Source organism: Nonomuraea fuscirosea (genome assembly GCF_003001935.1).
Taxonomy (GTDB): Bacteria; Actinomycetota; Actinomycetes; order Streptosporangiales; family Streptosporangiaceae; genus Nonomuraea; species Nonomuraea fuscirosea.
The window spans coordinates 114,719-126,827 of record NZ_PVNG01000003.1; the positions used below are offsets into that span (position 1 = coordinate 114,719).

The following is a 12,109-nucleotide window of genomic DNA, read 5'->3' on the forward strand; positions in this document are numbered from 1 at the left end:
GCCTCCGGCAGGGTGCCGGTTGTCTCCCATGGAAGGTCCAGAGAGGGGAATCATGCTGCCGGAGAGCGAGATCAACCGGGTGCTCGTCGTGACCGCCCACCCGGACGACGCCGATTTCGGCTCGGCGGGCAGCGTGGCGCTGTTCGTGGACCGGGGCGTCGAGGTCACCTACCTGCTGGTCACGGACGGTGACGCGGGCGGCAACGAACGCGAGCTGGACAACTCCGGCATGGCGGAGCTGCGCAGGACCGAGCAACTGGCCGCGGCCAAGGCGGTCGGGGTCACCGACGTGCGCTTCCTCGGCCGCTCCGACGGCCAGGTGGTGCCCTCGCTGGACCTGCGGCGCTCGATCGCCAGGGTCATCCGCCAGGTCAGGCCCGACCTGGTCATCACCCATCATCCCGACCGCAACTACCAGTTCATCGCCCCCAGCCATCCGGACCACCGCGCCGTGGGCGGCGCCACCCTGGACGCGGTCTATCCGGACGCGCGCAACCCGTACGCCTTCCCCGAGCTGATCAAGGAGGAGGGGCTGGAGGCGTGGACCGTCCGTGAGGTGTGGTTGACCGGGGGCTCCACCCCCGACCACTTCGTGGACATCACCGAGGCCGTGGACCGCAAGCTCGCGGCCTTGCGGTCACATGTCAGCCAGGTCGCCCACGTCGACGGCTTCGCCGACTTCGTCAAGAGCCGCTTCGCCGCGTGGGCGAAGCAGGCCGGCTTCGGCGACGACCGCTACGCGGAGGGTTTCCAGGTCGTCCCCACGGCCTGACCCCCGCGACCCCCGTCACCTGGGGACGGTCAGGGGACGGAGCCGGGCGGCACCACCCAGAGCGACGGCTGCCCCGTCACCTCCGAGATGATGTCGAAGGCGTGCCCGTAGTGCAGGATCGTCGCCCCGTGCACCTCGGCGCAGGCGGCGATCAGCAGCTCGTCGGGGCCGATGCCGCGGTGCTGGGAGATCTCGACGAGCTGGCGCTGCACGACCATGGCCCGCGTCTGCACCTCCTGGTCGACCGGCAGCAGGATGCACTGCCGCTGGGCGTGCACCATGCGCTGGTAGTGGCCGTAGTCGCGGGCGCTGTAGAACACCTCGAGATCCACGACGCTGCAGGTCGCCACGGCCCTGGCCGCGTAGAGCGGCTGGAGGGCCGCGGCGATCACCTCGCTGGCCCTGATGCGCGCCAGCGCGCTCTTGTCGAGCAGGTACATCAGTCCCGTCGTCGCCACACCTGCGTCGTGATCTCCGGATCCAGCAGGTCCGGGCTCCCCTCCGTGCGCCAGAACTCGAACGCTCTGATCGCACACTCCTTGCCCGCGTCCTTGTCGACCACTCCGCGCAGCGCGGCGTGGACCGTTTCTCTCATGGTCGGCGTACCAAGTTTCTGCTGAGCCGCTTCCAGCAGTTCCTGGTCGATGTCGATGACCGTACGCATGCAACAGCACCTCCGTACCTCCGGCGTATCCGAGTTTCCGTGTTCATCCGTGTATTTCGGGCATGCGGCCAGCCCGAACCCGGGTGGGTTCGAACTAGGCGCCTCGGAGACCGTAAAGCCTGGACAAGCGCAGGTCACAGCGGCACCGGGTGAGCGGTGGAGAAAATCCTGCCGTTAGGTGAAAACCCTTATCCCGCACGAGACAGATGATCCACCGTGACCCGTTTTGTCGATCACCTTCCGTGATCCCTATTTACCGCGAACAGCCGTCAACCCGTCTTCTCGGATATGTCGCCCTCGCGCTTGGCGGCGATCCTGGCGAAAAGGTAGCCGAGCGAGTTGGTGGCGAGATGCAGCATGGCCGGGGTGAGCAGGCCGCAGCGGCGGCGCAACTCGCAGAACAGCACCCCGGCCGCCGCCGTGGACACGACGCTGCCCGCGACCACCCGCGCGGTGTCGAGACGCCCGGGGGCCTCCCCGGCCGTCAGGGCGCCGAGCGCGGGGTTGGCGCGCGCCATGTCGATCGCGGGCAGGATGTGCCAGAGCCCGAACAGCGTGGAGGAGACCGCCGTCGCGGCGGCCGTGCCCCGGCGGCGCCGCACCATGCCGTACAGGGCGCCACGGAACCCGACCTCCTCCAGCAGAACCGTGCCCAGCGGCACCTGGACCAGCGCCTCCTCCAGAACGCGGGCACGCGACAGCGACAGGGCGCGCTCGTCGCGGAAGAACGGCCTGGTGCGGGGCGTGAGGATGCCGACGGTGTAGACGGCGGCCACACCAGCCGCCAGCGCACCGCCGGCCACGGCGCCCCGGCGTCCGTGCTCGAACCCGATCTCCTGCCAGGACAGGCCGGAACGGCGGGCCATCGCGACGAGCGCGGCCGTGGCCACGGTGGAGGTCAGCGGGCCCAGGCGCGGGGCGATCTTGTTGTTCATCACGTTGGCGGCGGTGAGCACGACGATCGAACGAAGCAGCACCCTTGCAGGCTACGCAATCCCCCGAAACCGTCGGTGCCACCACCCGATCCACCCCAAGCCACCACGCAACCGCCCTCAACCCGCCCAGACATCCCACGCCACGCTCCCAGGACCGTCCGACCAGGCCACGCGACGGCCCCAGGACCGTCCGACCAGGCCACGCGACGGCCCCAGGACCGTCCGACCAGGCCACGCGACGATCCCGAGACTGGGCAGGCTGGGCATGTGATGGTCCTGAGGCCGCCCGGACGGTCTGTGGCGATGGTGTCGGGGCCGCTCGGGCAGGCTGCGTGACCGTCCCCGACCATCCGGAGAGCCGCTTGGGCGGGGTCAGGAGGCCGCGGGGCGGCGGTAGGTTTCGGGGGAGCGGGCGCGGCGGCGCTCTTCCGGGGTGAGGCCGCCCCAGATGCCGTCCGACTCTCCGGCTCGTAAGGCATAGGAACGGCACTCCTGAATGACCTGGCAGCCGGCGCAGACCGCCTTGGCTCTGGTCACCTGCAACGGCGTGGGGGCGAGGGGGAAGAAGAGGTCAGGGTCACTGGATCTGCACGCCCCCCTGCGCAGCCAGCCGATCTCCTCCGGTTGCATGGGTCAAAGGTAGAGCGTGATCATGATCCACCACATCATTCTCCGGGTTGACTCTCATGTACGTCCTACGGTTTGATCCCGCGCCCGCCACGTAGACCCTGCGCAGGCGTCGGCACATATCCGGGCATGTCACCGCATGCATTTCGGCGGGCCAGTCGCCCACCCCGGCACCAGTGCACTTCCGACGGGTAATCCACCTGAGCAGGCGTTCATCCTCAAGAGGCGTGCGCATTCCGGCGGGCGGGCACCCCTCAGCGGGCGTCCACCCTCAGTGGGCGTGCACTTCCAATAGTCGTCCGCGGTCAGCAGGCGTCCACGCCGTCCCGGTAGCCCGTCGCGAAGGACGACTGGCGTTGCTCGGCCGTCCCGTGGGCCGCCGGGTCGAGCCAGTTGTCGGTCGGGTCGCCCGCCGCCTCCAGGCTCAGCAGCAGCTCGTCCTCGTCGCCCGCCTCAGCCGTCAGCGCCCCCGAGCCGACCAGGGCGGACAGCGTGCCGCCCGCGTAGCAGTCGGCCTGCAGCTCCATCTGCACGTTGAGCCGGAAGCTCGTCTGCAGCTGGGCCTGGACGGCGTGCCCGAACTCGTGCGGGATGATCACGTAGACGGAGCCGTCGCCCATCTCGCTCCACAGCGACTTCATCCAGTCCTGGTCATAGGCGATGAAGTGGCCGATCGGGCAGTAGAAGGCATTGTTCGGTACGGACTGCTCCTGTCCGCAGGACGGCCCGGACGTCCCCGAATACGGGATGAAGTCGGCGATGGGGCGGTAGGTCTCGCCGAGCTGCTGGAAGTGCTGCGTCCAGAACTGCTCCGTGAGCGTACGCGCCGTGCGGATGTCGTCCTCGAACGAGTCGGCCCCCTGGCGGTCCATCGACCGCGGGGCGACGATGCCGCAGCCGGCGACCAGCAGCACCAGTACGGCCGCGAGCCGGGCGAGCCGGGCGAGGGCGGCGCGGGAGGTCAGAGCGGGGGAGATCCGGTCACGCGTCACGGGTTTCACGCATCCCAGGTGTACGGGGTGGTCGGTCGGCATCCGGCTTCATGTCCCAGCCGTGCGGGGTCGGGTGGGCACGGCTTCACGCATCCCAGGTGCGGGGTTGGTGCTGTGCATCCCGTTTCACGTATCCCATGGGTGAAGGGGTGGTTCGTGGGCACTGGCCTCATCTGTCCAGCCGGGCGGGGGATGGTCGGTGTGCGTGGTTCTCACATGTCCCAAGTGTGCACGGGGTCGTTGGTGTGCATGCGTTCGATGTATTCCAGTGTCATGCCGCGCAACGCCTCGTGTCGATCACCCGTCCGCGCCCGTACCTGCTCCACCTGCCACGTGGCCCCCGTGCGCCCGGTCAGGCACCGTCCCTCGATGACCGACAGCAGCCGGTCCGCCACGTGGCCGTGCACGCCCCACCTGACCAGGCCCTCGTGGGCCAGGGGCAGCAGCCGCCGCAGGATCAGCTCGGCGGCGGGCACCTCGCCCAGCCCGGGCCAGTACAGCCGCGCGTCCAGCCCGTGCCGGGCCGCCGCGGCCAGATTGTCCTCGGCCGCGCGGAACGACATCTGGCTCCAGATCGGACGCTCGTCGTACGGCAGCATGCGCATCAACCCGTAGTAGAAGGCCGCGTTGGCCGAGATGTCGGCCACGGACGGCCCGGCGGGCAGCACCCGGTTCTCCACCCGCAGGTGCGGCACCCCGTCGACCACCGCGTACACCGGCCGGTTCCACCGGTAGATGGTCCCGTTGTGCAGGGTGAGCTCGTGGAGCTGGGGGATGCGGCCCAGACCGAGTTCGGCGCGCGGGTCCTCCTCCTCGCACAGAGGCAGCAGGGCCGGGTAGTAGTTGACGTTCTCCTCGAACAGATCGAAGACGCTGGTGATCCACCGCTCCCCGAACCACACCCTGGGCCGCACGCCCTGCGCCTTCAGCTCGGCCGGACGCGTGTCCGTGGCCTGCTCGAACAGCGCGATCCTGGTCTCCCTGTGCAGTTCCTTGCCGAACAGGAACGGCGAGTTCGCCGCCACCGCGACCTGGGGACCGGCGATGGCCTGGGCGGCGTTCCAGTGTGCGGCGAACATCTCGGGGCTGACCTGCAGATGGAGCTGCACGCTCGTGCAGGCGGCCTCGGGCGCGAGGCTGTCGGCGCGCGTGTCGAGGCGTTCGACGCCCTCGATGGAGATGTGCAGGTCCTCGCCCCTGGCCGCGAAGATCTGCTCGTTCAGCAGGCGGTAGCGCGGGTTCGCCGACAGGATGCCCTCGCTGACGTCCTGCTCGCGCAGCGTGGGCAGGATGCCGATCAGGACCAGGTGGGCGTCCTCGGAACGGGCGCGCTCGTTGGCGTGGTTGAGCCGAGCCCTGACGTCGTTCTCCAGGCGCAGGGCTCCGTCACCGGCCAGGTCCTGGGGCTGGACGTTGATCTCGACGTTGAACTGGCCCAGCTCCGTGGCCCAGTCGGGCTCCGCGATGGCGGTGAGCACCTGGGCGTTGCGCATGGCGGCCTCGCCGAGGGCGTCCACGATGTTGAGCTCGATCTCCAGGCCGGCCAGCGGGTGGTCGAACTCGAAACGCGATTCCCGCAGCATCTGGGCGAAGACGTCGAGACACTGATGGACCTTTTCGCGATATTTCCGGCGGTCGTCCCTGCTGAACACGACGACTGGTACATCTCTGCCCATAACTCGAAATGTCGCACGTCAAAGCCGACAAGACCAGTGCCCGAATGTGAAAGACCGGGTCCAGCCCGCATGACGGAGCAGGCGCCGTCCCTTCACGTGCGGAGGTTGTCCACAGGCCGTCCGCGAGCCGGGTCCGGGATGGTTAGGGTTCAGGCATGCGCGTTTTGATAACCGGCGGGGCGGGATATATCGGCAGCACGATCGCGTCGGCGTGCCTCGACGCCGGGATCGAGCCGGTCATCCTCGACAGTCTCGTGACGGGGCGGCGGGAGTTCACCGAGGGCCGGGTGTTCTATGAGGGGGAGATCAGCGACGGGCCACTGATTGACCGGATATTTACCGAAAATCCGGATATCGAGGCTGTCATCCATTGCGCGGCGCTCATCGTGGTCCCCGACTCCGTGGCCGACCCCATCGGCTACTACCGCGCCAACGTCGCCAAGAGCCTGGAGCTCGTCGACCACCTGATCCGCAACGGGTGCACCCGCATGATCTTCAGCTCCTCCGCGTCGATCTACCGCGCCGGCGACGACCACACGGTCACCGAGGAGTCCCCGCTCGACCCGCAGAGCCCCTACGCGCGGACGAAGGCCGTCTGCGAGGGCATGTTCGCCGACATCGCGGCCGGCGCGCCGATCCGGATCCTGTCCCTGCGCTACTTCAACCCGATCGGCGCCGACCCCAAGATGCGCACGGGTCTGCAGCTGCGCCGCCCGAGCCACGCCCTGGGCAAGATGATCGAGGCCTACGAGGACGGCGTACCGTTCCGGATCACCGGCACCGGCTGGCCGACCGCCGACGGCACCGGCATCCGCGACTACATCCACGTCTGGGACCTGGCCACCGCCCACGTCGCCGCACTGGAACGCTTCGACGGGCTGGAAGCCGACGTGATCAACCTGGGCACCGGGGCGGGCACCACCGTCCGCGAGCTGGTCGACGCCTTCAACCGGGTCGTGGACCGCCCGGTCGAGGTCGTCGAGGCCCCGGCCAGGCCCGGCGACGTCGTCGGCGCCTACACCCGCAGCGACCTGGCCCACCGCCTGCTCGGCTGGCGGGCCCGCCACTCGATCGAGGAGGGGATCCGGCATTCACTCGAATGGGCCACCCTGCGCGACTCCCGCCTGACCTGATCTGACCTGCCCACCGGCCGCACGACTGCCGCCACCGGCTTGGCCGGCTGCGGCGATCGGCCCGGCCGGCTCACGGGCGGCGCCGGGAGCGGTGCTCTTACGGCGCCGGGAGTGGTGCTCTCATGTGGCGGGGGCCCGGAGTCAGCCGGTGATGGCGCCGATGGAGCTCTCCGCGAGCTGGTCCGGAACCTCGCTGTCCTCGCCGAGGTCCTTCGCGTCGATCCACAGGTCCTCGGCCGGCGCCTTGATGGTGACCTTGGAGCCCCAGCCGATGTACTGGGTGGAGGTGCTGGAGCGGTACTTGCCGAGGACGCCGAAGTCCATGGTCCAGTTCGAGCGCAGCTCCCTGACCAGCCCCTTGGAGTTGACCGACAGCGCGTACTCAATCTCGATCTTGCCCAGCTTGCCGCCGAGCTTCTGACCGTGCGAGGCCGCGGCGAGCTGGTCCTGGGTCAGCGCGCCCTTGTACGTGCCGCCCTTGACGCTCTTGGCCTTAGCCACCAGCACCTTGAGCACGCCCGGCTGGAACACGTCGATCATCTGGCTGTACGTGGCCCCCGCGGCCACGCCCGGGTAACGCACCCACTTCTTGCCCTCGGGCAGGTCCTGGCTGAAGGCGCCGCCCTGGACGTAACTGTGGCCGCCGATCGTGATGACGCGCGGCGGCGCGACCTGGGCGGCGGCCTTGGGCGCCTGGTTCTTCAGGTCGGAGGCCACGACTCCGGACTTGCCGAAGAGGAAGGTCCCGCTGCTCTTGCTGGTCGAGGACTTCTTGCCGTCCACGGCCAGCCGCGCCGTCTCGACGATGCGCACGCCCTTGCCCGCGACGAACTGCTTCTTCAGCGCCTTCACGGGGTCCGCGGGAGCGGCGTGGGCCGGCGCCGCGGTCACGAGCGCGGCGGCCGTCGTCAACGCGAGGCCCGCGAGAATTCGCTTCATGGGTTTTCCTTCGCTTCAAAGAAGAGGGAAGCAGCAGCCTGCCAATGGAAGATCACGACCCTATATCGAGAAACTGGCCATATGCCCCCGAATCGGTGCACTTCCGGTGCACGTCCCACCCTGAAGAAGTGAGATCACCGTCACATAGTGGAAGAACCACGACCCGATGACCTGGTCAGGTCAAGCTTCGGGCTAGGCTTCACTGGCGGAAACGCCCGGCACGCATCCCCGAGCGTAGGAGCTCGCCGTGAAAGGGCAGGCACGATGCCAGCGAACGGCGAAGCGGACGCGACCGTCAGTGCCGTTGCCCGGGCCGCCGAACATCAGTCGCAATGGAAGAGGACGGACCCTCGTGGACCTGTTCGAACATCAAGCGAAGGAGCTCTTCGCTGACTACGGCATCCCGGTGCCACGTGGCATCGTCGCCCACACCGTGGAGGAGGTACGGTCGGCGGCCACGGAGCTGACCGGCCGCGTCGTCGTCAAGGCCCAGGTCAAGACCGGCGGCCGCGGCAAGGCCGGCGGCGTGAAGGTGGCCGACGACGCCGCCGACGCCGTCACCAAGGCCGAGGCCATCCTCGGCATGGACATCAAGGGCCACACGGTCCACAAGGTCCTCGTGGAGGAGGCCAGCGCGATCGCGGAGGAGTACTACTTCTCCTTCCTGCTCGACCGCGCGAACCGTACCTTCCTCGCCATCTGCTCCGCCGCGGGTGGCATGGACATCGAAGAGGTCGCCCACACCTCGCCTGAGCAGGTCGCCAAGGTGCCGGTCTCGGCGCTGACCGGCGTCGACCGCGCGAAGGCCCGCGAGATCGCGGCGGCCGGCGGCCTGCCGGAGAAGTCGCTCGACGGCGCCGCCGAGCTCATCGAGAAGCTCTGGTGCTGCTTCGTCGACGAGGACGCCACGCTGGTCGAGGTCAACCCGATGATCCTGTCGGCCGACGGCCAGGTGAAGGCCCTCGACGGCAAGGTCACGCTGGACGAGAACGCCGCGTTCCGCCAGACCGACCACGAGGCGCTGGCCGACAAGGCCGCCGAGGACCCGCTCGAGGCCAAGGCCAAGGAGAAGGACCTCAACTACGTCAAGCTCGACGGCGACGTCGGCATCATCGGCAACGGCGCGGGCCTGGTCATGTCCACCCTCGACGTGGTGGCCTACGCCGGCGAGGCGTTCCCCGGCAAGCCGTCCCCCGCCAACTTCCTCGACATCGGCGGCGGCGCCTCGGCCGAGGTCATGGCCGCGGGCCTGGAGATCATCCTCTCCGACCCGAGCGTCAAGTCGATCTTCGTGAACGTCTTCGGCGGCATCACCGCCTGCGACGCCGTCGCCAACGGCATCGTCTCGGCGTTCAAGCTGCTGGAAAGCCGCGGCGAGGCCGTCACCCACCCGCTGGTGGTCCGCCTCGACGGCAACAACGCCCAGCTCGGGCGGCAGATCCTGGCCGACGCCGCGCTCCCGCGCGTCGAGCTGGTTGACACGATGGACGAGGCGGCCAAGCGTGCCGCCGAGCTCGCTGCGGTAGGTGCGTGACCCATGGCCATCTGGTTGACTGAGAACAGCAAGATCATCGTTCAGGGCATGACCGGCGGCGAGGGCACCAAGCACACCCGCCGCATGCTCGCCTCCGGTGCCCGCGTCGTCGGCGGCGTCAACGCGCGCAAGGCCGGCACCACGCACGAGGGCCTGCCCGTGTTCGGCACGGTCAAGGAGGCCATCGCGCAGACCGGCGCCGACGTGTCGGTCGTCTTCGTGCCGCCGGCGTTCACCAAGGACGCGGTCATCGAGGCCATCGACGCCGAGATCCCGCTCGTCGTGGTGATCACCGAGGGTGTGCCGGTGCACGACTCGACGGCCTTCTGGGCGTACGCGGTCGAAAAGGGTAACAAGACCCGCATCATCGGCCCCAACTGCCCGGGCATCGCCTCTCCCGGCGCCTCCAACGCCGGCATCATCCCCGCCGACATCACCACCGCCGGCCGCATCGGCCTGGTCTCGAAGTCCGGCACGCTCACGTACCAGCTCATGTACGAGCTGCGTGACTTCGGCTTCTCGACCGCCGTCGGCATCGGTGGCGACCCCGTCATCGGCACCACCCACATCGACGCCCTCCAGGCCTTCCAGGAGGACCCGGGCACCGACGCCATCGTGATGATCGGCGAGATCGGCGGCGACGCCGAGGAGCGGGCCGCCGCCTACATCGAGCAGCACGTCACCAAGCCGGTCGTCGCCTACGTCGCGGGCTTCACCGCCCCCGAGGGCAAGACGATGGGCCACGCGGGCGCCATCGTGTCCGGCTCGGCCGGCACCGCGCAGGCCAAGAAGGAAGCGCTGGAGAAGGTCGGCGTCCGCGTCGGCAAGACTCCGTCCGAGACGGCTCGCCTCATGCGCGAGATCATGCAGGCTCGCTGACGGGCTTCGCTCCGTCCGCACCACGTCTCACCGTTTTTCGCCAGGGCCCTGCTCGATGCGGGGCCCTTCGCGTTTCCCGCACCCTCCGGCGGAGCGCCCCTGACGGCTTTCATCGTCCGGCGGAACGCGCGGGACGGCCTCAACCGGTCCGGTGGAACGTGCGGGACGGCTTAAACCGGTCAGACGGAACGCGCGGGACGCCTCAGCCCGTCCGGTGGAACGCGTGAGACGGCGCCGCGGCCCGTGCGGAGGCGCACAAAGTGGGCGGCGGGCGGCGCGTCAACCAAGCTTCGGTCGGGAAAGCTTGAGAAAATCGCCTACTGTGACGGCGATTCTCGACCAGCTGCGTACCGCCCCCCGGTCGGTGCTCGGCAAGCTCCCCGGGGTCTCGAGCGACGACGACGAGACACGGCGGCCGCTGCCGGTGTCGGGAATGCTGGCCGCCGCCTGCACCCTCGGCGTCGGCCTGGCCGCACTCACCACGCTCACCCTGGTCGGCTGGATCGCCGCGCCACGCGGCGCGCTGGGCGCCGGCCTGCCCGGAGTGTTCAGAACGGCGGCGCAGCTCTGGCTGGCCGCCCACCACGCCGGGTTCGCGATCCCCGGCGGACGCGTCGGGCTGCTGCCGCTCGGGCTGATGATCCTGCCCGCCATGCTGCTCTACCGCGCGGGCCGCTGGATGGCCCGCGACGCCGACCTGCGGCTTCGGTTGCCCGCCCGGCTGCCCAAGAACAGCCCGAAGGAGCAGGCGGGTGCCCGCCGCCGGGCCCAGCTCGTCGTGGTGATGCAGGCCGGGGTGTCGCTGGCGGCCCCGTACGCGCTGCTCGCCGGACTGATCGCGCTCGTCGCGAGCAACGAGATCACCCAGCCCTTCATCGGCGAGGCGCTGCTCAGCCACTTCGTGCTGGCGTTCCTGTGCGGCGCGCTGGCCACCGCGCGCATGATCGGGCCGTGGCGGGTGATGCTGCGGCTGCTGCCCGAACGGGTGCGCGCGCTGACGGTCGGCACCGCGGTCGCCACGGCGGTGCTGCTCGTGGCCGGGCTGGCGCTGGTGCTGGTCGCCGTCGTACTGAACTTCGGGCAGGTCAAGCAGCTGTCCGACGTCCTCGCGCCCGGGTTCGTCGGCGGGGTGCTGCTGGCGCTGGTCCAGCTCCTCTACCTGCTCAACGCCGTCATCTGGGCCTTCTCCTACATCGCCGGGCCCGGCTTCGCCATCGGCGCCGAGACCCTGGTCGCGCCGACGGGCGTGCAACTCGGCACCGTGCCGAGCCTGCCGCTGCTGGGGGCGCTGCCGGAGAGCGGGCCTGTGCCGGCGTGGATGATGGCGGTGATCGCGCTGCCGTTCGCGGCCGGGGCCGTGGCGGGCGTGATGGTGGCCAGGATCGCGCCTTCGCCGTCGTATGAGGCCGCGCCGCTGTGGGGCTTCATCAGCGGGGTGTCGACCGGGCTGGTGGCCGGGTTGCTGGCGGCGCTGTCCGGTGGGCCCATCGGCGGCGGGCGGCTGGCCACGGTCGGGCCCTCGCCCTGGGAGGTGGCGCTGTCGGTCGCGATCGAGGTCGGGGTGGCGGCCGGCATCTCGGCGGGCGTGACCAACCTGCTGCTGATCAACAAACGGGCCAGGACCCCGCTCGACAAGGCGGCCGCTCCCGTACGCAAGGCCGGCGCCGCCATCGCCAAGGCGGCCAGCAAGGTCGGACTGGCCGAGTCCGACCCGCGCCCGCTGCCCGGCCACTGGATGGACGCCACCGAGGCCGACACCCAGGAGATCCCGGTCATCAGGGACGACTGGCAGGACGAGCACGCCTCCGCCGAGGCCGAAACCCTGGCCCAGGCCCGGCCCCGCCCGCCGGAGCCCGAACCCGCCGCCCGCCCACCCCGCAAGGACATCGTGGACGAGTCGGACGACCGAGGCGGACACGTCATCTACGTCGACCCGTACGCCTGGGACCGCGACTGAC

Annotated in this window: 12 protein-coding genes; 5 read left to right on the forward strand and 7 right to left on the reverse strand. The window is 69.8% G+C overall.

The features are described from left to right. Window positions 1-52: 52 nt before the first annotated feature. Complete coding sequence (locus B0I32_RS07610) at window positions 53-772, forward strand: PIG-L deacetylase family protein (protein ID WP_106236257.1); 720 nt, start codon at window positions 53-55, stop codon at window positions 770-772. A 29-nt stretch (window positions 773-801) separates the two neighbouring features. Here B0I32_RS07610 and B0I32_RS07615 read toward each other — a convergent pair whose 3' ends face one another. From B0I32_RS07615 to B0I32_RS07640, 6 genes are all read right to left on the reverse strand, one after another. Then, a complete protein-coding gene (locus B0I32_RS07615; RefSeq protein WP_106236259.1) occupies window positions 802-1,230 on the reverse strand; it encodes a PIN domain-containing protein in 429 nt (142 codons plus the stop codon). Next, window positions 1,212-1,436: a type II toxin-antitoxin system VapB family antitoxin gene (locus B0I32_RS07620; protein WP_106236260.1), complete on the reverse strand. Its 225-nt coding sequence runs from the start codon at window positions 1,434-1,436 to the stop codon at window positions 1,212-1,214. Before B0I32_RS07620 ends, B0I32_RS07615 begins: the two co-directional genes overlap by 19 nt. Window positions 1,437-1,705: 269 nt before the next feature. Next, a complete protein-coding gene (locus tag B0I32_RS07625; RefSeq protein WP_106236262.1) occupies window positions 1,706-2,413 on the reverse strand; it encodes a CPBP family intramembrane glutamic endopeptidase in 708 nt (235 codons plus the stop codon). 330 nt (window positions 2,414-2,743) lie between these two features. Beyond that, window positions 2,744-3,001, reverse strand: a complete 258-nt coding sequence (locus B0I32_RS07630) for a WhiB family transcriptional regulator (protein ID WP_106236264.1) — start codon at window positions 2,999-3,001, stop codon at window positions 2,744-2,746. Window positions 3,002-3,303: 302 nt separating this feature from the next. Continuing rightward, window positions 3,304-3,999, reverse strand: a complete 696-nt coding sequence (locus B0I32_RS07635; protein ID WP_245955665.1) for a neutral zinc metallopeptidase — start codon at window positions 3,997-3,999, stop codon at window positions 3,304-3,306. Window positions 4,000-4,202: 203 nt separating this feature from the next. Then, window positions 4,203-5,666: a glutamate-cysteine ligase family protein gene (locus B0I32_RS07640; protein ID WP_106236267.1), complete on the reverse strand. Its 1,464-nt coding sequence runs from the start codon at window positions 5,664-5,666 to the stop codon at window positions 4,203-4,205. A 155-nt stretch (window positions 5,667-5,821) separates the two neighbouring features. On the opposite strand from B0I32_RS07640, the gene galE reads away from it, so the two are divergent. After that, on the forward strand, window positions 5,822-6,799 hold the full coding sequence (gene galE, locus B0I32_RS07645; protein ID WP_106236269.1) for a UDP-glucose 4-epimerase GalE: 978 nt from the start codon (window positions 5,822-5,824) through the stop codon (window positions 6,797-6,799). A gap of 141 nt (window positions 6,800-6,940) precedes the next feature. On the opposite strand, the gene B0I32_RS07650 is transcribed toward galE, so the two are convergent. Continuing rightward, window positions 6,941-7,738, reverse strand: coding sequence for a hypothetical protein (locus B0I32_RS07650; protein ID WP_146178076.1), 798 nt, complete (start codon window positions 7,736-7,738; stop codon window positions 6,941-6,943). A 352-nt stretch (window positions 7,739-8,090) separates the two neighbouring features. Here B0I32_RS07650 and sucC point away from each other — a divergent pair, with 352 nt between their 5' ends. The 3 genes from sucC (at window position 8,091) to B0I32_RS07665 (ending at window position 12,108) form a co-directional block, all read left to right on the forward strand. Further along, on the forward strand, window positions 8,091-9,272 hold the full coding sequence (sucC, locus tag B0I32_RS07655) for an ADP-forming succinate--CoA ligase subunit beta (protein WP_106236273.1): 1,182 nt from the start codon (window positions 8,091-8,093) through the stop codon (window positions 9,270-9,272). A 3-nt stretch (window positions 9,273-9,275) separates the two neighbouring features. Next, window positions 9,276-10,151, forward strand: coding sequence for a succinate--CoA ligase subunit alpha (sucD, locus tag B0I32_RS07660; protein ID WP_106236274.1), 876 nt, complete (start codon window positions 9,276-9,278; stop codon window positions 10,149-10,151). A 322-nt stretch (window positions 10,152-10,473) separates the two neighbouring features. Next, on the forward strand, window positions 10,474-12,108 hold the full coding sequence (locus B0I32_RS07665; protein ID WP_106236276.1) for a cell division protein PerM: 1,635 nt from the start codon (window positions 10,474-10,476) through the stop codon (window positions 12,106-12,108). Window position 12,109 lies beyond the last annotated feature (1 nt).

Coding starts and splice junctions, on each gene's coding strand:
- B0I32_RS07610 (WP_106236257.1), top strand. CDS start 53: ATGCTGCCGGAGAGCGAGATCAACCGGGTGCTCGTCGTGACCGCCCAC.
- B0I32_RS07620 (WP_106236260.1), bottom strand. CDS start 1,436: ATGCGTACGGTCATCGACATCGACCAGGAACTGCTGGAAGCGGCTCAG.
- B0I32_RS07630 (WP_106236264.1), bottom strand. CDS start 3,001: ATGCAACCGGAGGAGATCGGCTGGCTGCGCAGGGGGGCGTGCAGATCC.
- B0I32_RS07640 (WP_106236267.1), bottom strand. CDS start 5,666: ATGGGCAGAGATGTACCAGTCGTCGTGTTCAGCAGGGACGACCGCCGG.
- galE (WP_106236269.1), top strand. CDS start 5,822: ATGCGCGTTTTGATAACCGGCGGGGCGGGATATATCGGCAGCACGATC.
- B0I32_RS07650 (WP_146178076.1), bottom strand. CDS start 7,738: ATGAAGCGAATTCTCGCGGGCCTCGCGTTGACGACGGCCGCCGCGCTC.
- sucD (WP_106236274.1), top strand. CDS start 9,276: ATGGCCATCTGGTTGACTGAGAACAGCAAGATCATCGTTCAGGGCATG.